This window comes from Psychroserpens jangbogonensis (assembly GCF_000797465.1).
Lineage (GTDB): Bacteria > Bacteroidota > Bacteroidia > Flavobacteriales > Flavobacteriaceae > Psychroserpens > Psychroserpens jangbogonensis.
This window is the reverse complement of sequence record NZ_JSWG01000001.1, coordinates 98,528-121,829: the sequence shown is the minus strand read 5'-3', so window position 1 is coordinate 121,829 and position 23,302 is coordinate 98,528. Positions and strand designations below refer to the sequence as shown.

General features: G+C 33.1%; 23 protein-coding genes. 2 read left to right on the top strand and 21 right to left on the bottom strand.

The features are described 5' to 3' along the window. Positions 1 to 54: 54 nt before the first annotated feature. The gene (locus tag RH81_RS00595) at positions 55 to 2,223 is read left to right on the top strand and encodes a multiheme c-type cytochrome (RefSeq protein WP_052172347.1); all 2,169 of its coding nucleotides are present in this window, start codon (positions 55 to 57) and stop codon (positions 2,221 to 2,223) included. Here the strand turns inward: RH81_RS00595 and RH81_RS00590 are convergent. The 21 genes from RH81_RS00590 to RH81_RS00490 all read right to left on the bottom strand — a co-directional run bounded on the left by RH81_RS00590 (position 2,213) and on the right by RH81_RS00490 (position 22,780). Continuing rightward, positions 2,213 to 3,568, bottom strand: a complete 1,356-nt coding sequence (locus RH81_RS00590; RefSeq protein WP_052172346.1) for a BatD family protein — start codon at positions 3,566 to 3,568, stop codon at positions 2,213 to 2,215. The two genes, RH81_RS00595 and RH81_RS00590, sit on opposite strands and share 11 nt — an antisense overlap. Further along, on the bottom strand, positions 3,562 to 5,268 hold the full coding sequence (locus RH81_RS00585) for a VWA domain-containing protein (protein WP_033956142.1): 1,707 nt from the start codon (positions 5,266 to 5,268) through the stop codon (positions 3,562 to 3,564). The genes RH81_RS00590 and RH81_RS00585 overlap by 7 nt, the downstream gene beginning before the upstream one ends. After that, positions 5,268 to 6,260 (bottom strand): VWA domain-containing protein, encoded by a 993-nt coding sequence (locus tag RH81_RS00580; RefSeq protein ID WP_033956138.1) that lies wholly within the window; start codon positions 6,258 to 6,260, stop codon positions 5,268 to 5,270. The genes RH81_RS00585 and RH81_RS00580 overlap by 1 nt, the downstream gene beginning before the upstream one ends. Beyond that, the gene (locus RH81_RS00575; protein WP_033956134.1) at positions 6,253 to 6,726 is read right to left on the bottom strand and encodes a DUF4381 domain-containing protein; all 474 of its coding nucleotides are present in this window, start codon (positions 6,724 to 6,726) and stop codon (positions 6,253 to 6,255) included. Before RH81_RS00575 ends, RH81_RS00580 begins: the two co-directional genes overlap by 8 nt. A 10-nt stretch (positions 6,727 to 6,736) precedes the next feature. Continuing rightward, positions 6,737 to 7,675 carry a DUF58 domain-containing protein gene (locus RH81_RS00570; RefSeq protein ID WP_033956131.1) on the bottom strand — a complete coding sequence of 313 codons (939 nt, stop codon included), beginning with the start codon at positions 7,673 to 7,675 and terminating at the stop codon, positions 6,737 to 6,739. A gap of 12 nt (positions 7,676 to 7,687) precedes the next feature. Further along, the gene (locus RH81_RS00565) at positions 7,688 to 8,656 is read right to left on the bottom strand and encodes an AAA family ATPase (protein ID WP_033956128.1); all 969 of its coding nucleotides are present in this window, start codon (positions 8,654 to 8,656) and stop codon (positions 7,688 to 7,690) included. Between the two features lie 32 nt (positions 8,657 to 8,688). Beyond that, a complete protein-coding gene (locus RH81_RS00560) occupies positions 8,689 to 9,714 on the bottom strand; it encodes an HAD family hydrolase (RefSeq protein WP_033956126.1) in 1,026 nt (341 codons plus the stop codon). Between the two features lie 81 nt (positions 9,715 to 9,795). Then, entirely contained in the window at positions 9,796 to 11,319 is a 1,524-nt protein-coding gene (locus RH81_RS00555) for an arylsulfatase (protein WP_033956124.1), read from the bottom strand. A 92-nt stretch (positions 11,320 to 11,411) separates the two neighbouring features. After that, entirely contained in the window at positions 11,412 to 12,056 is a 645-nt protein-coding gene (locus RH81_RS00550; protein ID WP_033956122.1) for an outer membrane protein, read from the bottom strand. A gap of 110 nt (positions 12,057 to 12,166) precedes the next feature. Then, positions 12,167 to 13,699 carry an arylsulfatase gene (locus tag RH81_RS00545; RefSeq protein WP_033956119.1) on the bottom strand — a complete coding sequence of 511 codons (1,533 nt, stop codon included), beginning with the start codon at positions 13,697 to 13,699 and terminating at the stop codon, positions 12,167 to 12,169. 240 nt (positions 13,700 to 13,939) lie between these two features. Then, positions 13,940 to 14,860 (bottom strand): BamA/TamA family outer membrane protein, encoded by a 921-nt coding sequence (locus RH81_RS00540; RefSeq protein ID WP_277619903.1) that lies wholly within the window; start codon positions 14,858 to 14,860, stop codon positions 13,940 to 13,942. Between the two features lie 204 nt (positions 14,861 to 15,064). Continuing rightward, entirely contained in the window at positions 15,065 to 15,886 is an 822-nt protein-coding gene (locus RH81_RS00535; protein ID WP_033956113.1) for a hypothetical protein, read from the bottom strand. 10 nt (positions 15,887 to 15,896) lie between these two features. Beyond that, positions 15,897 to 16,655 carry a hypothetical protein gene (locus tag RH81_RS00530; protein ID WP_033956110.1) on the bottom strand — a complete coding sequence of 253 codons (759 nt, stop codon included), beginning with the start codon at positions 16,653 to 16,655 and terminating at the stop codon, positions 15,897 to 15,899. Positions 16,656 to 16,691: 36 nt separating this feature from the next. Further along, positions 16,692 to 17,231 carry a hypothetical protein gene (locus RH81_RS00525; RefSeq protein WP_152604757.1) on the bottom strand — a complete coding sequence of 180 codons (540 nt, stop codon included), beginning with the start codon at positions 17,229 to 17,231 and terminating at the stop codon, positions 16,692 to 16,694. A gap of 97 nt (positions 17,232 to 17,328) precedes the next feature. Further along, a complete protein-coding gene (locus RH81_RS00520; protein ID WP_052172345.1) occupies positions 17,329 to 17,787 on the bottom strand; it encodes a DUF2141 domain-containing protein in 459 nt (152 codons plus the stop codon). Then, positions 17,787 to 18,821: a hypothetical protein gene (locus tag RH81_RS00515; protein ID WP_033956106.1), complete on the bottom strand. Its 1,035-nt coding sequence runs from the start codon at positions 18,819 to 18,821 to the stop codon at positions 17,787 to 17,789. The genes RH81_RS00520 and RH81_RS00515 overlap by 1 nt, the downstream gene beginning before the upstream one ends. Before the next feature lie 14 nt (positions 18,822 to 18,835). Then, positions 18,836 to 19,546, bottom strand: a complete 711-nt coding sequence (locus RH81_RS00510) for a porin family protein (protein WP_152604756.1) — start codon at positions 19,544 to 19,546, stop codon at positions 18,836 to 18,838. After that, entirely contained in the window at positions 19,537 to 20,163 is a 627-nt protein-coding gene (locus RH81_RS17185; protein WP_033956103.1) for a hypothetical protein, read from the bottom strand. Before RH81_RS17185 ends, RH81_RS00510 begins: the two co-directional genes overlap by 10 nt. A 138-nt stretch (positions 20,164 to 20,301) precedes the next feature. Beyond that, on the bottom strand, positions 20,302 to 20,940 hold the full coding sequence (locus RH81_RS00500) for a hypothetical protein (RefSeq protein WP_033956101.1): 639 nt from the start codon (positions 20,938 to 20,940) through the stop codon (positions 20,302 to 20,304). A 135-nt stretch (positions 20,941 to 21,075) separates the two neighbouring features. Further along, positions 21,076 to 22,389 (bottom strand): DUF5723 family protein, encoded by a 1,314-nt coding sequence (locus tag RH81_RS00495; protein ID WP_033956098.1) that lies wholly within the window; start codon positions 22,387 to 22,389, stop codon positions 21,076 to 21,078. 205 nt (positions 22,390 to 22,594) lie between these two features. Further along, positions 22,595 to 22,780: a hypothetical protein gene (locus RH81_RS00490; protein ID WP_033956095.1), complete on the bottom strand. Its 186-nt coding sequence runs from the start codon at positions 22,778 to 22,780 to the stop codon at positions 22,595 to 22,597. Between the two features lie 133 nt (positions 22,781 to 22,913). On the opposite strand from RH81_RS00490, the gene RH81_RS00485 reads away from it, so the two are divergent. Then, the gene (locus tag RH81_RS00485) at positions 22,914 to 23,300 is read left to right on the top strand and encodes a pyrophosphohydrolase domain-containing protein (protein ID WP_033956092.1); all 387 of its coding nucleotides are present in this window, start codon (positions 22,914 to 22,916) and stop codon (positions 23,298 to 23,300) included. Positions 23,301 to 23,302: the final 2 nt, after the last annotated feature.

Here is a 23,302-nt window from a genome sequence, read left to right as displayed (position 1 = left end):
TAAATTGATGTTTTGGACTGTTTTCTTTATGTTTGTTTTAAACTAATTTTATTAATGAGGGACTTCTTTAAGATAACTTGCATAGTTATATTATGTGTATTTTTTATTAACTGCAAGGAGAGTGGTTATGTAGAAGTCAAGGATGATAAAAAGCAATTAGTAATTAAAGAATTTGCCGGGTCAAAAACATGTGTTAGTTGTCATAAACAGGAATTTGACAAATGGCAAGGTTCTCATCATGATTTAGCAATGCAGATTGCAAATGATTCAACTGTATTAGGGAATTTTGACAATATCAACACTAAAATTGATGGTGTAGAATACTTCTTTTTCAAAAAAAACAAAGAATTTTTTGTTAGGATTAAAGAAATTGATGCTTCAGAAACTGAGTATAAGGTAACATTTACTTTTGGTGTTACACCCTTGCAGCAGTACCTAGTTGATTTTGATAAAGGCAAGAAACAAGTATTGCGAGTTACATGGGATGCTATTAAAAATGTATGGTATCATCAATATAAAGGCGATCAGATTGAACCTCATGATTGGTTGCACTGGACAAGAGGTGCTCAAAACTGGAATACCATGTGTGCAGAATGTCATTCCACAAACCTTGAAGAGAATTATAGCCTTGAAGATGATTCGTATAATACTACTTATAGTGAAATAAATGTGGCTTGTGAAAGCTGCCATGGTCCAGCAAATAAACATGTTACTTGGGCTACAGATGATCCTAAAGGGATCGATACTTATATTTTGAATGGATTGAATCAGAATGACCAATTGAATTTATGTGCTTCATGTCATGCAAGACGCACTAAACTTACATTTAACTTGAAAACTGGAGAAAATTTTGAAGATCAATATTTGATACAAAATTTATCTACTGAATTTTATCATGGTGATGGTCAAATAGAGGAGGAGGATTATGTATATGGATCTTTTCTTCAGAGTAGAATGTATGCTGAAGGTGTTAAGTGTAGTGATTGCCATGATCCACATTCATTAGAACTCAAATTTGAAGGGAACAATTTGTGCACACAATGTCACGTTCCAGCAGATTATAATACTAAGGCACATCACTTTCATAAAGAAAGTACAGAAGCTAGTCTATGTATTAATTGTCATATGACAGGTAAGGTTTATATGGGGAATGATTTTCGACGTGACCATAGTTTTAGAATTCCGAGACCTGATCAATCAGTAACCCATGAAACACCAAATGCATGTAATGAGTGTCATAAAGATAAGTCAAACCAGTGGGCTGCTTCTACAATAGTAAAATGGTATGGGAGTGAAAGACAACCACATTTTTCAGATGCTTTATTATTAAGTGGTAAAAACAATCTAAGTCCAACTGAGATAGAGGAATTAAACACGTTTATTAATAATTTAGATTTTCCAGAAATTGCTCGAGCAACAGTAATTGAGAATATGAATTTCACAAATCAAGAACAATTTAGCGCTTTGGTTCAGTCCCTTAATGATTCTTCAGCGATTATTAGATATAATGCCTTATTAAAATTTCGTGCATTATCTCCTCAAGATCGACTCTCTATCGCATTAAAACATTTAAATGATTCAACGCGATTAGTTAGAATTGGAGCTGCTCAATTGGTAATTGGACTTGATGAGAATACCTTAGGTGTAAATGATAAATTGAATTTTACTACTGCTCGAACTGAACTAGAGACTATGCTCTTTAGTAATGCCGATTTTTCTAGTGGAAGGATGCAATTGGGAGATTATTATCTGCAAAAAAACAATCATAAAGAGGCCATTAAACATTATAAAATGGCATTAGTTAAAGACGAGTTACTGACGCCTGTTTATTCTAATTTAGCGACTGCTTATTCCTTGATTAGTGATTATGAGAATGCTTCTGTGACACTAAATAAATGGATCGATCTTGAACCAAAAGCGAGCAGACCACATTATTTAAAAGCGTTATTGAATTTCGAGAAGAATAAAAATGAAGATGCTATATCAGAATTAAACATAGCGATAGAACTTAATCCGAATGATACACGCTCAATGTATAATATTGCGACCTATTATTTTCAAGATAAAAAAGATTTGAAGCTTGCAGAATCCTATATTAAAAGGGCTTTAAAAATAGAAGCATCCAACCAGGATTATAAGTATTTGTTAGCTTTAATTTATCGTGATCAAGGAAATGCAATTGCCAGCCAAAAAATCTTACAAGAATTAGATCCTAATCAATAGCCCTTGGATTTAGCCATGAGTCATTTTTTTGTTTAGAATGACCTGCTTCCTTTTGAAGTTTAAAAAAGTGTTTTCTTGCTTTTTTTAATTCACTTAATAATGATGTGAAACTTGTTTTGTCAGTTGATCTGTGATGCTTATAAGTATCTTGGTTGATTTGATGAAGGACCATTTTAAGCTCCTCAGTTCCATAGTTTTTTACAAATTTTTGTAGATTCAAATCATTAGCACCTAATTTTAATAACCAAGAATTACATGTTTTAGAAAACAAGATTATATCATTATTGGCTATAGTCTTATTGACTTTTTTAAATGCATACTTTTCTGATTCTAAATATGCTGAATGATACTTTTTATAAAACCTAATGCCTCTTTGTAATATCTTAAATAGAATATACAATCCAAGTATCAAAATAATCAAATATTGAAGAACGGTTTTTGGAGGCAATCCAAATAATAAGAACGGTTTTTCTTCAGCTTCTAATTCTTCAGTATTTTCTTGTTGCAATGATCTTTTAATGCTAGCAAGCATTTGTAAATCGGCATTTGGTTTAACAGAAACCGTAATCGAATCCAGTCGTTTTTTATAGAATGTCTTCGTTCTTGAATTCCAATACAAATAGTTGATAGATGGTATTAAAACTTGGCCTTCTTTTTCAAACAAGTAATTAACCGTTTCTGAACGCGAAGAGGATACACCAGTTTTTGACTTATTTGTGTTCACTGACGCTCTTTTAGGATAAAGGCTAACACCAGAAATGCTATCCCAAACTGTGGCTGGAATAAATTCAGATAAGGTACCTCCTGCCGAGCGGTTAATTGTACGTTGAACCACATCACCAACCTTGATATCATTTAGTTGTATCGACCATTTTTCACGTACGTTTAAATAACTTGCTACAAGCCATTGATTTGGATCATAGCCAAAAGGAATTGCTTTGACATTAAAGCTTTTTGGTTTAGTTTTTACTGTACGTTTAATCCCTTTGTAGCCTCCTGGTGCTGGAGATTCAATATTAATAGATAAGCTAGGGACTGTAATAGTTCCATTATTTGTTGGGAAAACATTATAATAAAAGTCAACTCCAGCATGGTTTTTACCGTTAAATTTTTTGGAATTGCTTACAGAACGAAAAAATACAGTTAATGCACCATCAACTTTTATATTGCCTAAATCAATTCCTGCAGTAAACCAAGTAGAAGAGTAGACAGATACAATGAGTTGAACAGGTTCGCCAACATATGCGTCATTAGTATTGACAGAGACATAACTGATTATGTTCTGACTAAATCCAGTAAAGGACAGCAGTAAAAAAAGAATAATTAATTTCAGTTTTTTTACCATTTCTTATTTGTTTTTTCAACTTCAATTATTCCTTTTCTAACTTGATATCTAAATTTTTTTCTTAAAAATAGAGATGGATCATCATCTACTTTCCGCATTAATACATTTTTCGGTAATTCGCCTTCACCAACCTTGAAATCATCTGGTAAGTCTTCCATTTCCTTTCCTTTTCGCTCTCCAGTTTCTGTTGTTTCTTCTTTTCTTTCCTTCTCCATATCTTTCTTCGTGGCTTCTTGTCCACCACCACTCAAATCTTCTGGAGAGTCATTTTGTTCATTTTTTGCGTTTGGCTTGTCGTCGTTTAAATCAGCATTTTCTGGTTTTAAGGTGCTAATTTCATCAATCGCTTTTATAATTTGTTGTAGATTGGAATTTGCATTTTGGTTTGAAGGGTCTTTTTGCAAGACCTTCTCAAACATTTCTTGTGATTTATTTAATTGCCCAAGTTTGGCATAAGTTAATCCAAGATTATAGATCCCGCTAACTGTTGTATCCTGCTCAAATGCAGTTTGTGCACTCAAATAATCACCTGCTTTGTAATACGCTGTTCCCTTGTGCATAGGGTCTTCAAACTGAACAGCTGCTGTTAGGTAATTTTGCTTATCGAATTCTTGTTGCGCTTGATAAGCTTTGGTATACCATAAATCCTTGAATTTTAAATCGGTAATTTTTTCGTTGTTATCATTTGAACAAGAACTGAAGGAGATGAAAATAATTATTAGGTTTAAAGTCCAACCTTTTCTAAAACTAAAAAGCAATAAAAAAGCCAATGGAAATATTAGCCAATATCCGTTGTCATTCCAATTCTCTTCTTTATCATCGGGCTTATCTTCAAAAACTAATTCATCACTAATTGTTTTAGCTAAATCTTTTACATCACTGTCGTCTAATGTAAATTCTAAAATATCAATGGCGTCCATTTGTGCCAAACTATTAAGCTTGTTAAGATCAAGAGCTGAATTTTTCTTAAATGTTGGTATGTTTCCTCCGCTTTGAGTGGCAAAAGGATATATATAAAGCTTTACGTTGTTCTGTTGTAAAAACACGCTAACTCTTTCAATAGATAAATCTTCTAAGTCATCGGTTATGAGAAGAATTTTTCCTTGGGCTTTGTTATCTATAAAGAGTGAATCCATTTTATTAAATAACCCATTAAAAGCCGTTCCGGAAACAGGCATCATTTTGGGCATTAATCCGTCTAATTGGTCAAGTATAATTTTATAGTCTGTAGTAAAAGGAATAGCCACGTGAGTAGAACCTGAAAAAACCATTAAATTAGTTTCTGCTCTTGGATTAGCTTCTAATAAATCGTGAATTTTGAATTTTGCTCGCTCTAATCGAGTAGGAGAGACGTCCTTAGTTAACATGCTTTTAGACAAATCTAAAGCAATGACAAATTGAGATTTTATTTTTTTTGTTGGACCATTAATTTTATTCCAAGTAGGTCCTAAATAAGCAATGAAACCTATACAAAACATAAAAATGACGGAAAGTCGAATTAAGCTGGTTTTCCATGTTGTACCTTTTTGAATAACATAAGGCTGTAAATGCTTGCTGATATGTTTTTTCCATGCATTAGATTCCTTGTGAAAAAGCAATCCAATAGAAATTAAAACTAATACGGCAATACCTTCCCATACGTAATCGGTACGTAAAAAATGAAAGTCTTCCCAGTTTATATTTTTAATTTTCTCCAGCATTAATGCGATGTAAATCGTTTATATATGATTATAAAGTTGTTAAGTATGGCTAATATGGCACCTAATAAAAGTGCCGCTCCTAAAGGGTAGTAATACAAAAAGGTCTTTGGTGTATATACTTCTTCTTCGTACTCTATTGGTTCTAATTTCTCTAATTCGGTATAAATCTTTTCTAGAGCTTCGGCATCTTTAGCTCTAAAGTACTTACCATTGGTAAGTTCTGCTATTTCTGTTAATGTACGCTCATCCAGATCCGAAGAGCGACTGCCAGGATCTCCAATTCCTACGGTATAAATTACAGTAGAATCTTTTTTGGCCATATTTGCTGCATCAAGCGGAAGTATATCTGTACCACTATCAATACCATCTGTGAGCAATAGGATAACTTTGTTTTGAATGGTGTCTCGTTCAAACATATCCATTCCTTTAACAATAGCTTTTCCTATGTTAGTCATTTGACCAGCCATTCCAACATCGGCTTCGTCAAGCATGGATTTAACCGTTTTAAGATCTGTAGTAAAAGGCGCTTGGATATAAGCATTACTTCCAAAAAATATGAGTCCCATTTTATCGCTTTCTCTCTTGACAATAAAATCTTGCATAATGTTTTTGACGGCTTCCCAACGCGTAACACGTTTTTTATCTATATACCAATCATTGTTGGCCATACTGAAGGATAAATCTGCTAGAATTAAAAAATTCCGTGAGGTTTTTACTTTCTTTTCTGGTTTACCCACTAATTCGGGTGATGCCATAGCTAATAGAAGTAATAACCAAATTACATACATACAAATGGAAGCAAACCAAGTTCTTTTTTTTATCTGTGATGCTTTTTTTGGTTTTTGTTTAGCAGATGTTGCGCTAGCTTCGAAGTAAGGGTGAATTAGTGCCGTACTTCTGTTTTTTATAGCAGGTAACAGCCAATATATAATAAAAGGCACTATCGCTAAAAAAGCGACATATGGATATGCAAAATGAAAATTATCAGGCATGTTTCTTAATCCAATTTATACTCATATTAGAAAAACTCTTAAGGTTAAAAGAATTTGTATCATTAAATTCATTTTTATAAATCGCTGATGAAATAACATCATGATGTTTTATAAAACCAGTTTGATTTAATTTGCTATCTAAAAAAGTCAACCATTTTTCACCTTCTAATGATGCTACTTTTTTTCTATCGTAAGATTCTAAAGCCGTTTGTTTCAATAAAAACATAATTTGGGATATTGAAGAAGCCGTAGTATTTGGGTTTCCATTAATCATGCTCTGTATTTCAAAAATAGCCTCTCTTCTGTAAGCATTTCTTTTATATTTCACATAGTATCGATATGATAGATATACGATTAAGATGAGTAACATAACAAACATAATTTTCCATCCAATTGTATCCATTGTAAATGGAATGGGATCGGCTTCAATAAGCGGGTTTAATTTTATGTTTTCGTCTTGTGACACTAAAATGAATTTATGTTTTATAATTACTAAAGACTTCTATTAATTGTTGTTCAATAGGTGTAGTGGTATTGATACTAAAAATATTGATGTTATATTTCTCTAATTCAGACTTGAAATTTTTATAGTTTGAATTAAAATCTGTTTTTAATTTTTCCTTTAGAGGTTTACTCTTTCCGTTTAAATTGATTTGATTTGTTCTATCTGTTATAACTATTTTTTCATTTGGAATATGTTCTTCCATGGTGTCAAAAACTTTAATAAGAACCAAGTCATTATGAAGTGATAGTTGGCTTAAGTACTGCAATACTGAATCATTATATCTATGAAAATCACTTATAATAAACACTGTAAAATCATGGGATACAATATTGTTTATTTTAGCAAAAATATCAGTTAAGGAATTTTCGAAATCAACTGGTTTTGGTTCGTAAATAGTTTGATTAGCCTCTACGATTTTTTGCAAGAAATGAATAATGTTTCTTGAGTCTCGCTTGGGAGTGACCAATTCGTAATTATGACCAGAATAGACCATGCCACCAATTCTATCTCCACCTTTTTTAATTTTATGCGCGATTATTGAAGCTAATTCACCAGCAACTACCGCTTTAGTTTTATTATTAGATCCAAATCCCATTGACGTCGATTGGTCTACAAAAATGAACGCAGGTTTTTCCTTTTCTTCAGTAAAGACTTTGGTGTGCGTTTTTCCTGTTTTGGCTGTGACGCTCCAATCGATATTTCTAACATCATCTCCTATAACATAGGGTCGTGATTCTTCAAAATCAAGTCCTCTTCCTCGAAATCTAGAGGCATATCTTCCTGAAAGAACACTATTTGATTTTTGTTTACCAGTACCTAAATTAATTATAGAACTGAACAATTCAAACTTTAGCAAATGCTCAAGCGAAAGGAATATTTTAGGATTGTCATTTCGTTTACTAGACTTCATAATACAGGCGTATTAGGCAACAACAGCAACTACTTCAATTATTTTATCAATGATTTGGTTTGTAGTAATACCTTCAGCTCTTCCTTTATAACTCAAAGCAATACGATGTCTTAATACATCTTTTATTACTTGATGAATGTCCTCTGGAGTTACATAATCTCTGTTTTCCATCCAAGCATGGACACGACTACATCTATCAAGAGCTATGGTTCCTCTTGGACTTGATCCAAAATCAATTAATTTAGCTAGTTCTACATCAAATTTTTCAGGATATCTTGTAGCTGAAATTAAACTCACCATATACTTTTCAATAGCTTCGGTAACCTTAACGTTTGCTATTTCTTTTCTTGCATCAAAAATGGCTTTTTGTGGAATTGTTTCTAATGGTTTTTTATCCTTTTCTTTTGAAGCTTCTCTTTTATTGAGACGCATTATTTCTAATTCTGATTCATCATCTGGATAACCAATAATAGTATGTACTAAAAAGCGATCCATTTGAGCTTCAGGCAAGGGATATGTTCCTTCTTGTTCTATAGGGTTTTGCGTTGCCATGACCATAAACAGGTCATCCATTTTATAAGTTTTCCCAGAAACGGTTGCTTGACGCTCTTCCATAGCTTCTAACAAGGCAGATTGTACTTTTGCTGGAGCTCTGTTAATCTCATCAGCCAGAATAAGATTGCTAAAAATTGGTCCTTTTTGGAATATAAATTTTTCCTTTTCATTAGGTACATAAATTTCTGTGCCCGTAATATCAGACGGCAATAAATCGGGTGTGAATTGTATTCTACTTAAACCACAATCTAAGTTTTTGGCTAATGCATTTATAGCTCTTGTTTTGGCTAAACCAGGCAAACCTTCAAGCAGCATATTACCATCGGCCAGAAGTACTAGTATAATTCTATCTATAAGTTGCTCTTGTCCAATAATAGACTTAGACATTTGCTCTTTTAATACTGTAATCGATTCAAATGGAGACATATATTTGTGTTTTTATAAATCTGTTATACTTGTTATTCTTTTTCAAAAGGATAAATAATTTTCCAGTCTTGCTTCATATCAATTACTGTCCATCCGTGAGAATTCGCATAATCTAAACCTTTGTCTAGTCTTCCTATGTGAGAGTCTCTATCATAAGCCCATTCTCTTTCGGCATCTGTATGGTGAAGGTATAGTTGAAATGACATATATGTATTAGAGTCTGTATACTGCAACATTTGTAAATCGCCATCAGAATTCCCAGAAGCAAATACAGGTTTTTTCCCAATAAATTTGTTGATACCAATAGGCTTTCCGGCCTTGTCATCTATGAAATCAATTTCAGGTAATCTTCTTATCACAGGATTTCCATCGTTATTATCAAACTCAGTTTTAATGCTACTACCTACGACTTGATCTTTAGGAATGCCATAAGCTTCTTCTACCCAAGGTCTCATAAATTCAATTCCGCCTCCAGAGACTATAAACGTTTTGAAATTATTATCTCGAAGGTAATCGAGTAACTCAAGCATTGGTTGATAGACAAGCTTGTTATATGGTTGATTAAAACGCGGATGTTTAGCTACAGCCAACCATTCTTTTACAATCTGTTCAAATTCTTCTACAGTATTTCCTGCGTGGCTAGCCATAACAATTTCAAGAAGTCCATGTTCGCCATAACTCATTAAGGTTTTCATGTCATCTTCAAGTACTGCTTTAAAGGGTTGTTTATCTTTCCATTCAGAATTGTTTTCAGCTAAAGCTTTAACGCGGTCAATAGCAAAAAATAATTGAAAATAGGCAGGTTGCTCACTCCAAAGGTTTCCATCATTATCAAAGGTAGAAATACGGTCGGCAATAGGAATAAAATTTTCACTTCCAGTAGTTGTCACATCGGTAACATAAGCAATGATTGCATCCTTAGTAGCTGTATCATTCCAAGAAGGTAGCGGGTCTATTACTTCCTTAGTAGTGGTATCGGCTGTTTCTTTGGAGACTACTGCATCCTTACACGCAGCAAACACAAATAAAACAAGTAGAAGACTTACTATTTTTTTCATAATACGTTTTTTAAAAAAATCAAAGCCGAATAGTCTCTATTCGGCTTTAATAAACTTCAATTCAATTCTGTTTTTTTTAGGCTAATTCCTTTTAGCACTTTGCATTTGATCTAGAACTTTATCTAAACTAAAACTACCAACCTCCTGTCGTTGAGGATACTTTTGAAAGGTAGCTAAAAATTCACCAATTTTTGCTTGAGCAGGTACCAATATAAAAGCATGCTCTGCTATCCAATGGTAGAAATCCTCTGAATCGTGCTGTGCTCTTTCATACGGATCCCCATAAAGGTCCATTAGCATCGGAAATCTTAATTCGGTATATTTCTTTTGCCAAACATCAAAACCATGATTTTCTTGAATTTTAAAGTGCATCTTCCATCTCCCATATCTAAAAGCATTTAAGCTTCCATCATCATCAAAATAATAAATTTCTTTTCTAGGACTTTCTTCTACTTCACCAGTAAGTAGCGGCAGCATATTATAGCCATCTAAATGCACATTAAAGTTTTTACCATTGGCACTATGTCCTTTCAGCAATTTCTCTTTTACATCAGCTTCACCAGCTGCAGCTAAAAATGTTGGCAACCAATCTTCGCCAGAAATAATAGCATTACTTACTTGACCAGGTTTTATTTTTGCTGGCCATTTTATCAGACAAGGAGCGCGGAAACCGCCTTCCCAAGTCGTTGCTTTTTCACCTCTAAAAGGAGTCATACCTCCATCGGGCCAAAAAATTATTTCGGCTCCATTATCTGTTCCAAAAATTACAATGGTATTTTCTTCAATACCTAAGTCTTCCAATGTTTTTGTTAATTCTCCAACAATTTTATCCAACTTAACCATACCATCTGCGTAAACACCTAGCCCAGTTGTCCCTTTGTCTTTATCCTCTAAGTGTGTCCACACATGCATTAAAGTAGAATTGTACCACGTAAAAAATGGTTTGTCATCTGCAACCGATTTTTTCATAAAAGCAATGGCTGCATCTCTAGTTTCATAATCAACGGTTTCCATTCTCTTTTTAGTCAATGGCCCTGTATCTTCAATTTTTCCGTCAGAATAAGAATGCATAACACCTCTTGGTCCAAACTTTTTCTTGAATTCAGCTCCCTTTGGATAATCTGGATGTTCTGGTTCTTCTTCGGCATTTAAATGGTATAAATTACCCAAGAACTCATCGAAACCATGGTTTGTTGGTAAATGCTCGTCTCTGTCACCTAAATGGTTTTTACCAAATTGTCCTGTGGCATAGCCATGATTTTTTAATAGCTCTGCAATAGTTGGATCAAGCCCGCTTAAGCCTTCTTTTGCTCCTGGCAATCCTACTTTAGTTAAACCAGTACGATATGGAGATTGTCCTGTAATAAAAGCAGCACGACCAGCAGTACAAGATTGTTGCGAGTAATAATCGGTAAACATGATACCATCTTTTCCAATTTTGTCTATGTTTGGCGTTTTATAGCCCATCATACCTCTATTATAAATACTTGCGTTTGACCAACCAATATCGTCTCCCCAAATAACAAGGATATTGGGTTTCTCAGATTGAGATACCATAATAAATGGTAAGGTTAGTAGTATAACCGTGAATAAGTATTTTTTCATAAATTTTTGGTTTTAGTTAGCTATTCCTATTGAATTATAATTGTGTGATTAATTTTTAAAGATACTAAAATCGCTATTAAGCCTATATGTTCTTAGTCTGTTTTTTTTTGGCCTGTATCAAGTCTAAATATGAGCCCACCACTAAAGCCTCCAAGAATTACAGTAGATCCTGTACTAATACCAGCTCCTCCTGAACCAACATAAAAACCGCCATAATTTACTGGGAAAAAGAGATTTCCTTGAAGATTGATGCCAATGACATCTGAAAACATATAGTTAACACCAGCTTTAAAACTAAATGCAAACTTCGTTTCATTACTAAAGCTCGCATTCAATATATCTGGATTTTCATTTTTTGGTGAGATAATTACCAACCCTAATCCGCCACCTGCAAAAGGTTTTAATGGACCAGATTGTAAATACCGGGTTGCACCAATAAAAAACCAGTCGAGGTTTAAATCAGCTAAACGTTGTTCAAATGGAGCGACAATAACATCTCTTATTCTGACTTCAGAACTCATATTATAATATGATAAATCTAACATCATGCCTGTTTGCAATTCAAATCCAAGGTTAATACCAAATTGGTCACTATCTTCCATCTTAATATAATTTGGACCATAGCTTAGTTTGGTTCCAAACTGATAACCGTAAGACGGTGTGATTTCAAAGGATTGTGCACTAACGAAGCAAGAGGCAAATGCGGTAAAGACTAAAAATAATATTTGTTTTTTCATAAGTTTTAATTTAGTTGATTATAATTAAATATACAAAATAAGATACTCTTCAAAAAAAAAAAAAAAAAAAAAGGCAACTAATTAAGTTGCCTTTTTTTTTGTTAATATCCTTAATGCTTAACTGGAGAAGTTAGTTTTTCCAATACTTGATCTAAAGAAAAACTTGCCGCTTTAGCTCGTGGTGGATAGTCTTTAAAAGTCATTAAAAACTTCCCAACAATATCTTGTGCCGGCACTAATAAATATGCTCTATCAAGCAACCAATCATAATAAGTGTTTGAAGTAATAGTAGCAATTTCATAAGGATCTCTTCTAAGATTTTCAATTAAAGGAATTCTTAAAGGTGTAAATGGGTTTGACCATAATGCTAAGGTCCCAGTCTCTCTTTGTTCCATAAAAATTAATTTCCAATCATCATATCTCATAGCGGTTAAATCACCATCATCAGAAAAGTAGAAAAGCTCATGTCTTCTTCCTTCTTTTTCATTACCCATTAAATGTGGTAACATATTATATCCATCTAAATGAACTTTAAAAGTTTTGTCACCAATAGTTTTACCTTTTAATAGTTCGTCTTTTACATTTTCATTTCCAGCCGCAGCCAAAAATGTTGGTAACCAATCCATACCTGAAATAATCGTATTAGAAACAGATCCTGCTTTAATTTTACCAGGCCATTTAATCATTGAAGGGGTTCTCCAACCACCTTCCCAGTTGGTGTTTTTCTCACTTCTAAAAGGAGAAGATCCAGCATCTGGCCAGGTATTTTTGTGTGGTCCATTATCAGTACCATATTGCACAATTGTATTGTCTGCAACTCCTAATTCATCTAGTAAATCTAGTAATTCTCCAACATGCATATCATGTTCAACCATACCATCACCATATGTATCTTGTCCAGAAATACCTTTATGCTCATCTTTTACATGCGTTCTAAAATGCATACGTGTACCATTCCACCATACAAAAAATGGTTCGCCCGATTTTACCGTAGCTCTGATGAATTTTTTTGCTGCAGCAACAGATTCATCATCAATAGTTTCCATTCTCTTTATATTTAATGGGCCTGTATCTTCAATCTTTCCATCTGAATAAGAATGTATTACTCCTCTTGGTCCATAATTTTTAGCAAAATTTGGATATTTTACTGGATCCGGATAATCTGCATTTTCTGGTTCTTCTTCAGCATTTAAGTGATATAAGTTTCCGAAGAATTCATCAAAACCATGATTACTAGGTAAGTGTTCATCGCGATCACCTAAATGATTTTTTCCAAACTGTCCTGTTTTATAACCTAAAGGTTTTAGTAATTCTGCAATTGTAGGATCTTCAGCCGAAAGTCCTTCTTTTGCACCAGGTAAACCTACTTTAGATAAACCCGTCCTAAATACACTTTGTCCCGTAATAAAAGAAGAACGCCCTGCTGTACAGGATTGCTCAGAATAATAATCGGTAAAAATCATCCCTTCATTGGCTATTCTATCTATGTTAGGCGTTTGATAGCCCATCATACCCATAGTATAGGCGCTAATGTTTGATTGTCCGATGTCATCACCCCAAATTACTAGGATGTTTGGTTTATCTTGAGCTTGAGTAAACCCAAATACGGTAATAAATAGTAGAGTTAAATAATGATTTTTCATAGAATGAAATTTAAGTTAATTTGTAAAGTTAGATAAAAAAAGGAGAATATGAGTTTATAAAGTTGACAAATATGTTTAACATAATAAAAAAAAAATTAAACATGAAATAGTATTAAGTTGTTAATGAATATTAATTAAAACTAGAGACTATACAATCTATCTGATTAGATTATAAGCACATATAAAAACACTAATTATTTGATAATAATAAGAATGATTCTAAAAATGTTAGTGCGGTTTTTAAAAAGCTTCTTCAATTCCAAAATAAATACCAGCATTTCCATCTCTGCCTACGGCAACATCCATTCTTAAGTTTACATTTTCCTTTGTATTAAATAAATATCGTAAACCTCCACCAGCACTATATTTTAAACTTTTTAAGTTCAAGTCTGTTAATTCTTCACCAACATCGCCAAAACCTCCAAAGGCAACGAAACCAAATCGTTTCGAGAAATATTGTCTCAACTCCATTTGAAAAGCTACATAATTCCTGTCGCGATATCTGCCTTCAAAATATCCACGCAAACGTTGCTGACCTCCCAAGGCTGGTAGCTCATAGAAAGGAGCATTGCTTCCAACACTTTTTATATAGAGGTTGGTTGCTAACACCTGATTTTTTAGCAATGTTTTATAATACCTTACATCAAGTTCGAATGTTGAAAAAACATAATCACTAGGTTCAGGATAGACTATAAATTTAATGTACTGATAGTGTCCTGATGTTGGATAAAACAAATTATCTCGTCTGTCCCAAATAAGGTTTAATCCAAGTCCAAAAATATCACCTCCATCAAAGCCATTAATGGATTCATCGAGAATGTATTGGTTTTCTTTTGAATCGACAATTGCTGTGTTTTTATAATCTATTATAAAACCTGAACGATCTGAAAAAAACAGCAAAGGTGGAACTTGAATTTCCAATTGTATATTAATGTCTTGTCTAAAAAACTCTTCTGTTCCTGTTTCAGCACTTGAATTTCCAATTCCCCAAAACTTATCAAGTGTATACCCAAAAGACATAGGCATATTTACCACAAGATTATTTGAGTTAAAATAAATACTTGGCTTTAACGAAAACTTGTATTGTTTATTTGTAGTATAATGCGCACCAAAGCCAACTTTAGAAGGTCTTAAGTTTTTTGTTTCTTTTGTGTAAAACAGAAATATGCCACCAGCTCCAATTGCTGCTTGTGTTTCAGGAGAATAAAAAACATAGGGATAACCGCTAAAAGCTACTTTTTTAATATTGGTAGTGTCTTGGTTTCGTACTAAGATAGAATCAATAGCGACCTTTCCATTCTGGGTATAACCTAGAATGGGAAGGATAATTAGTGCTATTGTAATATATAGTTTTGCGATTCTATTTTATTTTTTTGGAAATAATAAAATGACGTTCAATCGTAATCCCCAATCTGGATTGAATGGATTGTTCCCATAAAATACTTTAGGTCCTCCTCCAAGTTGTACCATTTGACTCCCAAATTTTGTTACTTTGGCATAGTAAGCTCCAACAAATCCTCCAAATATACTATTATCCCAGCTTTGTGTATTCTCAGAGGCTAGGGTAAAAGAAGAACCAGTTTTGGTTGCGTACGTCATAAATGGCTGAAAAAACGTTGCATTGATATCGTTGCTACCACTTCCGGCTACAGACCAAACATGGTTTGCTAAGGCGCCATACGTCCATTGTCCATTTAATTTTAAAACCACAGCATTGGGACCAACACCAAACTTATCTGCTCCTAAATAATCGTTCGTCGCTGTTGGTAAAAGCAATACTGGTCCGATTCCCCAGACCATTCCGTTTTTGACTGCCTTAGGTGAAAAGAATATACTTTGTGCAATGTCACCAAGTCCAGTTTCATTGTTTCCTTTTCCAGTCACATCATTTTGTGATATAAGTGGTATGATGGTTCTACTAATCATATTCCAATTTTCATTAAGTGATATTGGAATAACAGGTTGTATGTTTAAGTTGTATCTAAAACCATCTAAAGGTCCAACTCCAAAATCAAAATTATTTTGAAACGGTAAACTAATCAGTGAGGCAACAGGATTTGCTAATTGTTTAGCTAGGTCTTCTGCAGAACCGGTTGTTTCTTGAGTTTCTTCTGTTTGAGCAAAAAGAGCACCACTAGAAAGGAATAATGCTATTGCTAATAATTTAATTTTTTTTATAATGTTCATAAGATTTATTTTATTTTAAATTAAAGTTTGCACCAAGTAAGAATCCTGCACTGGTCATTTGTAAACCAAAGTCATCTTTTTCATAGTCGATACCATAAGCTTGAAAGCCACCATGAAGGGAAAATAACTCAGAGAACTTATAGCCTAGTAATAAGTTCGTTTTCCAACTAAACTCAGAACCAATACCAAATCCTCCAATATCTGCTCTTAAACTACTTTGCCATTTATCGGACACTGTTCGTAAGCGAAGTCCAATTATTGGATCTGTAGTATTTATTGTTTCATCTAAAAGCTCTTGACTTCCAGCTTCTATTTCTGTTTGTATACCAAAATATCTAAGACCTGCAAAACCGTCAACGAAAAGCCATTCCTCTGATTCTACAAACGTATAGCCACCTATTATTTCGGCAACTGTTTGCTTAATACTCAAAGTGGTATTGGTACTAATAGATACAACATCGACATCTCCATTTTTTTCTACTGCTAAATACACAATATCACCAGCAATAAACCAATTATCATGTCTTGCTTCGGCATGCATTAAAAACCCCATTTTAAGATTATTGAGAACATCTTTAAATTGGGCCTCAATTGCTGTTGATTGGTCAAGGAAAGATATATCAGCTGAAAGGTCAGCCACCCAAACGTATGGTGCTAAATCAAATTCCCAGCCTTTATCTAGTTCATCTGTGTCTACTGGTTTTGTGTCTTGTGCGTTTGCTGTAAAAGCAATGAGACAAATCCATATTAAATTGATAATTCTATTCATAATCTAACTATTGTATTTAGTTTTATTAGTAATTATTTAAAATGATTTAGCAATTCCAATACCAAAGTTTATACTATCATAAGCGTCAATAAGAATATCATAATTAAATGAAAATAGGACTTCTAATTCCAAATCAGGAATTGGGATTCCATATTCTGTACCAATTCTAATAAGCCCAAAGGTTTCATTTTCTTCATATTCGGCTCCTCCACCCAGAGCTAAACTCCAACTTTCGCTTGGCTTATAGAAACCAACAAGCATAGTTGAAAAAGGGTAGCTTCGTTCTAATTCTGTTTTGTTTTCTCTTGTGTCTTCAACAATAAATTTTTCAATGATGAGATCATTATGCCAACCTAATCCCCATTTTTCGTTAAATAGATAATTGTAATTAAGCGCAAGTGATGGTGCAGAAACCCAACTTTTTTCGCCATCTATTCTACTTTGATTTATATGGCTATGACTTAGAAAAAAACCTATAGAATGGCGCTTGAATTTTTCAGATTCTTGGTTTGTTTCTTCTTTTTCACCTTTGGTTTCTTGACTGTAAGTAATAGCAGAAGAAAAAAGTAATAGCACCAGGATACATTTAAAAACACGTAATCTCATATTGGTTTTTTTAAAATAAAACATTCAATAAAAACATTAACGCTAACACTTTTATTAAAATCATAAATTACATATAGCGTAATGTAATGTTAATCAACTTTTCTGATGTATCGATAATTTCGAATTTAAAATCATCAAAATGTGGTTTTGATAAACCTGTATGATAATAATTAGAAAAGCCAAACCCTTCTTTAGGTATACCTAAAAAATTATAGTCCATCTTATTGTTATCATTCTCATCATCAAAAACAGAAATACCATATATTCCTGTTTCTAAACTCATGACAATTTGATTTTCGTCTAAATTAATTTTATTAAATTCAATTCTTTTTACAGGTTTTCTTGATTTGAAATCCTCTTGATCCTTGAAAACTGCTACAACTATTTTACCTTCAGTTGAACGTACTCCATCTAACACAATTTTTATGTTATTTTTGGTTGCAGTGGTCTTATTTTTATGTTCATCAATAACTATACTAGTTATAGTAATAAGAATCGAGATAACAACACTTGTTATTAATTTCATTATAACAAAAATCTATAATTTAAAGACAGTAGAAACATCTTTCTATCTCCAATAACACCTGCTTCGGTTCTAAACATCCAGTTTTTATTGTGTTGGTATTGTGCGCCTATAATGCCATTCCATTTTTGTTTTGTACTCTTATCCAAACCATAACGTATTACTGCTTCTCCATCTGCTTCTCCAATAGCTTGAACGAGTGGCCCTAATGTTTGATCTGCAATTACTTTTTGTGGTATTGTAGCAGTATTATCATACCAGTTATCATATGCAGCTACTATTTGATCTGCGCGTTCCCATGTTTCTGGCGGAAGTGCTTCATTAAGCTTTAATTCTCCTACGGTATTTGAGCCTAAAGAGATACTCATTGCACCAACCCAAAACCCAAAGTTTCTGTATGGTTTTGATTTGTTAACGAAATTATGACCAAACCTAATTCCAAATGTTTTAACCTCTACAGGATCATCTAATAACTCAGGTTTATTCCAGGTGATGTTAGCGTCAAGAGCTAACCAAACTGGTCCTAAACCTCCTGCAGCTGTAAGGCCAATTCCAGTAGTTCTTACCTCTTGTTCAACTATAGATTTTAGTTCTATAGGAAACTTAAGGTTAACTTCTGTTTTAGAATTTCCTTTCCCAAATAAGCCATATACATTTAGAAACGGTAATATCCATATATCTGGTCTTATCATCACTGTGTTTGCTGTGGTGTAATTATCGCCAAACTCAATGAAATTAACACTAGTAAGTGGAAGATCCAAATTGTCAGTTTGGAGACCTAATCGCATATTATCGATTATAAGACCTTGCTTTACATATACATAATTGACCATCACTCCAGTTGGATATGGAATATCAAATCCCTTTTGGTAGGCTTTTTGACCCCAAACAGGAAAAATATTATCGTAGGTTACTTGTTTAAGGCTGTCTGTATAAGCTTGATGTTTATCTTTGATTTTGGTAGTTGGATATTGAGCATTTGCCTTTTGAATGAAAAGGAATGCTGTAATTAGGATGAGTATGGTAGATCTTATCATTTTGGCTTGAATAATTACTCGTTAGAATCGTTATCTTTTGCTTTAGCAGCTCCAATTGGGATATTTACTTTTAAAAAAAAAGAACTATTATTTGATCCTGAAATTCCTTTATAAACATTAGTTAGTCCGTGATAATACCTTATCCCAAGGGTCATTCCTGTATCTGCAATTATTTTATATCCTGTGCCTATTGAAACTCCAGCATCAATCCTATTAATCTGATCTTTGTTAGTGTCTTTAATTCGGATATTCCTATCATCTTCATCTGAATTAAACTCCACCCAAGCCTTGTGCATTAATCCTAATTGAGGTCCAGCTTCAAAATACATTCTATTCTTAAAATTATATTTTAATAGGATGGGAACGATAAAATAATTAATCTTCTGGCTATAAGTTCCGTCTTCTTCTTGTAATTCTATTCCTAATAAATTTAAATCTTGAGTGCTTAATTCATCAGCTCCAAGTTTTGATTTAACTAAGACACCTGTGTATAAATTCCATTGATTTTTCAAGCGAATATCAAAATAGAATCCTAGATTGAAAGATGATAAGTGTTTATCAGCTTCCAAGGTTCCAATATTAGACCAGTTAACACCGCCTTCTAGTCCAAATTCTAGCCCTTCAGAATTTAGCTTATCACCAAATATTACCGATAGCAATACTTGGGATTGAGAATTCAATCCTGAAAATAAAAGTGCTATAAATATTAAATTTTTTATAACCAATCTAGTTTTAAAGGGAGTTCTAATTGAAATGTAGCTTTAGTTCCTGCTGGGAATTGAATCTTCTGTCCAGGCTTAAGTAAACCCATGGCACCACCAATGGCAGCTCCACGTCCAGCACCAGTTCCGCCATCAAAAGCAGCGCCTATACCTGCACCGATTGCTGCTTTTTTAACCGTTCCACCTGCCATATCTTCTGTGGTAATTACTTTAGTTTCTGTTTTAACTTGTTGAAGATAATTGTCAATAATAAAACCTCCTACAGTTAGGGCAAATGTACTCGATCTTCGTTTTTTGTTTTCAGACACTAGCACTTCCATTTGAACAATAGTCCCTTTAGGGATAAGTACTTTTCCTTTTTTGGTTACATCTTTTTCTAACTCTACAAAAAAGTGATCGCCTGCTTTAAAATTTTTAGAACTGATAACTGTAGAAGACTTTAAAAAGAAAATGGTTCCAACAGGCAATGTAATTGGTTCCTTTGTGTCAGGTTGTAAATCTTGAGTTTCACTACTAGTTTCTGTTGTATTAGCTTGTTGCAGATTAGTCTCATTTGTTGTAAAAGAGGTCAATGTTAGAGCACAAACAATGATTCCTACTAATAATATTTTATTTTTCATAATTCATTTTTTTTTGGATTAGTCAATAATGTTTTTGTAAATATAATAAGACTTTAATGGATTCTAGATTTCAATTATTTTGTAATGTCGTTGTTACGTTTTTTGGTGTTAGTACCTAGTAACATTTTGGGCTTTTGCTTATAGAGAGATGCTCTCTGTTATTAAAGCGTTGGTCAGTTCTTTTGAGTATTTTTCAATTGATTTAACTAATGAAGAAGGGTCTTTAACTTGAAATCTTCCAATCCATTGCAAGTTGTCTTTTTGATCTACTGAAATATCGTAAAGGCAACTCTCTAAAGTATATTCTATTCCAGTTACAACTTGATCAGGTTCCCAATAAGATACTGGATAGGCGCCATAATATCTTCCAAACCGACCATATCTAACAGGCAACATTGCTGTCCCAGAATTTCCGGAAATGACATCTGTATATTGAGCGCTATTAATTAAATTAGTAATAATTACACCAGTGTATCCATCCTTCAGTAATTTGAGTCTTATTGATTCGATATCTTGTTCTGAAATTTCTTTAGTAAAATTTTCAGATTTTATAATAGACATAGATGAAGATGCATTGATACCTTGGCTAGCAAGATCTTGAACAACTTGCTCTTCAAATTTCATTCTTGCTATTTTATCTTTGGCTTTGGCTACGACCAAAATGTTATCATAACTTTTTTTAACCTTACTAACATTTGAAGAATCTTTCAAATATGGGCTGGCACAGCCAAGAACTAAAAAACCTATTAGTCCGAATAGTATAAATAATTTTCTCATAAACTAACTTTAATTTATTGCACGAAGATAAGATAAATTAAAAGTATAAAATGTATGAATCATTAAAGTGGTCATTTGAATTCTAATTAGTAAATAAAAAAAATCAATTACCTAATGGTTAAACAATTCATTGATTTATTTTCTGTAAAGAGGAATTTTTAATGCAACAAACGCATCTGCAGTTCGTGAACGATCTGAAATCAAATTAGTAAAAATAGATCCTGATCCCACAGTTAAAGGTCCAAATCTAAATCCACCACCAACTGCAAAATCATCAAATTGCCTAATACTAACAGGTGTAAAGAAACTAAACCATTTGGTTTCAAATCGAGGAGTAAGGGTAAGAGAATTGTTTACTGAGTTTGCCAATTCGTTCTCTCGTTTTACCATAGAAAGAGTTGTATTTGCGCTGACTAAAAATTTGTTTGTAATTCTGTAGTCTATAAGTACGCGTAATGCTGTTGGTAACTTGATTGTTACATCTTTAAAAGATTGTGTGTTTTGATAGTTGTCATCTAAAAATTCTTCCAGATCTTCAAAGGTAGAGGCATCAACGACTGCATTCATATCATAGGAATTGAATTCTGCATTTTCATATTTTATGGAACCAATATCAGTAACCGATACGCCAACCTTCAATTTGTACTTGTCCCTATACATAGGAATGCTATCACTTTCTCTATTTGGATGCCATTGATAAGTAAATCCTAAATCCATTCCAAATCCGCTAGTAAGATTACTTTTATCAAAGTCTTCATCGAAGCCTGGAGTGAAATTATAATTAACATTTCCTTGAGTGACTAAAGTTTCACTTGCTCTTAAATAGGTTCCGTTTAGTCCAGGACTTTCAGCAAACAAAGCACCTGCGCCTAATAAATATTTCAAAGTGATTCCGCCTTTCATCACATGATTTGGTTTATCCATTAATATTCTACCATAGGCGATTCCTATTTCCGCCCATCCATGAATTGTTCCATTTAAATTTTCAGAATCAAAAACAACGTCAGTATCCGATTCGAAATCATCTTCAATAGCTTCAAATAATTCTCCGTTGAATTCATTTAAATTAAAAAAAGCTCTTGCTCTTGTAATCACTCCAATACTATTTTTCTTATCAATATTAAACATAAATGAAGGACCAAGAACGTCAGCATTTAGGAAGAAGTTATTATTCTCACTTAAAAAGCGCTCGGCATCATCATCAAAATCAAAACCAGAATTGAATAAACTACTAAATCTCACGCCAAAATAATCACTTCCACCAAATGAACTTAAGGAAGCCACATTAATATCAGCTCTATAGTTTGAACCCACAATGCTCGATGGATTAAATGCAACGGCATGAACTCCTGCATAGTTGTCTGCTACCAGACCAACGTAACTTTGTGAATAACTTTGACTAAAAAGAAGTATTGATAATACTAAGAGTAGTGATTTGAATGCTTTCATAATAGTAGTGGTTGTAATGTTTTAATTAATTTAAATATATTAAAAATTATACTTTTTTTCTAATGCATAACGCATCAATTCTCCTTTTCCTTGAAGACCTAAGATACGAACCATGTTTTTAAGATATGAATCTAACTAAGTTACTAAAAAATGCGATGTTAGAAGGAAAAATAAGACAAAAATGAAATAAAAGGGAAGGGAATACTTATACAAATATAGACTTGATGGTAGCAATCATAGCAATAAAAGAAACAAAGGCAATTAAAATCCAAATGCTACCTCTGTAATATTTTTGATGAATCTTAAAATCTTTTCTGTAAGCAAAAAAGATGACCACAATAAATGCTATTGCAAATAAAATTCCAAAAATCAATTGACCGTTACTGAACATATAGCTATTTTTATGCAAAAATAAATAATACAATTTCAATACTCATATAAATTCACGTTAATGTTTGTGAATTCTTTATAAAGTAGGGTCGTAATTGGGAGACTTTTTATTAAAATCATAAAAAACACAACAAATGAAAAACAAAATCGAAGCCGTAAAAGCCTTTCACTCAGCATTTAAAATTGGTCATAGAGAAACACCTAAAGCGAGTTTAGGAATTGAGAAAAACATGTTGCGTTATAAATTAATGCGTGAAGAAAATGAAGAATATCTTGAAGCGGCAAATGAAGATGATTTAGTTGAAATCGCTGATGCCTTAGGAGATATGTTATATATCCTTTGCGGAACTATTATTGAGCATGGTTTACAACATAAGATAGAAGAAGTCTTTGATGAGATTCAACGAAGCAATATGAGTAAACTAGGTGAGGATGGTGAGCCTATCTATAGAGAAGACGGAAAAGTATTAAAAGGCCCAAATTATTTCAAACCGAAAATTCAAGAGATCTTAGAGTCATAAAA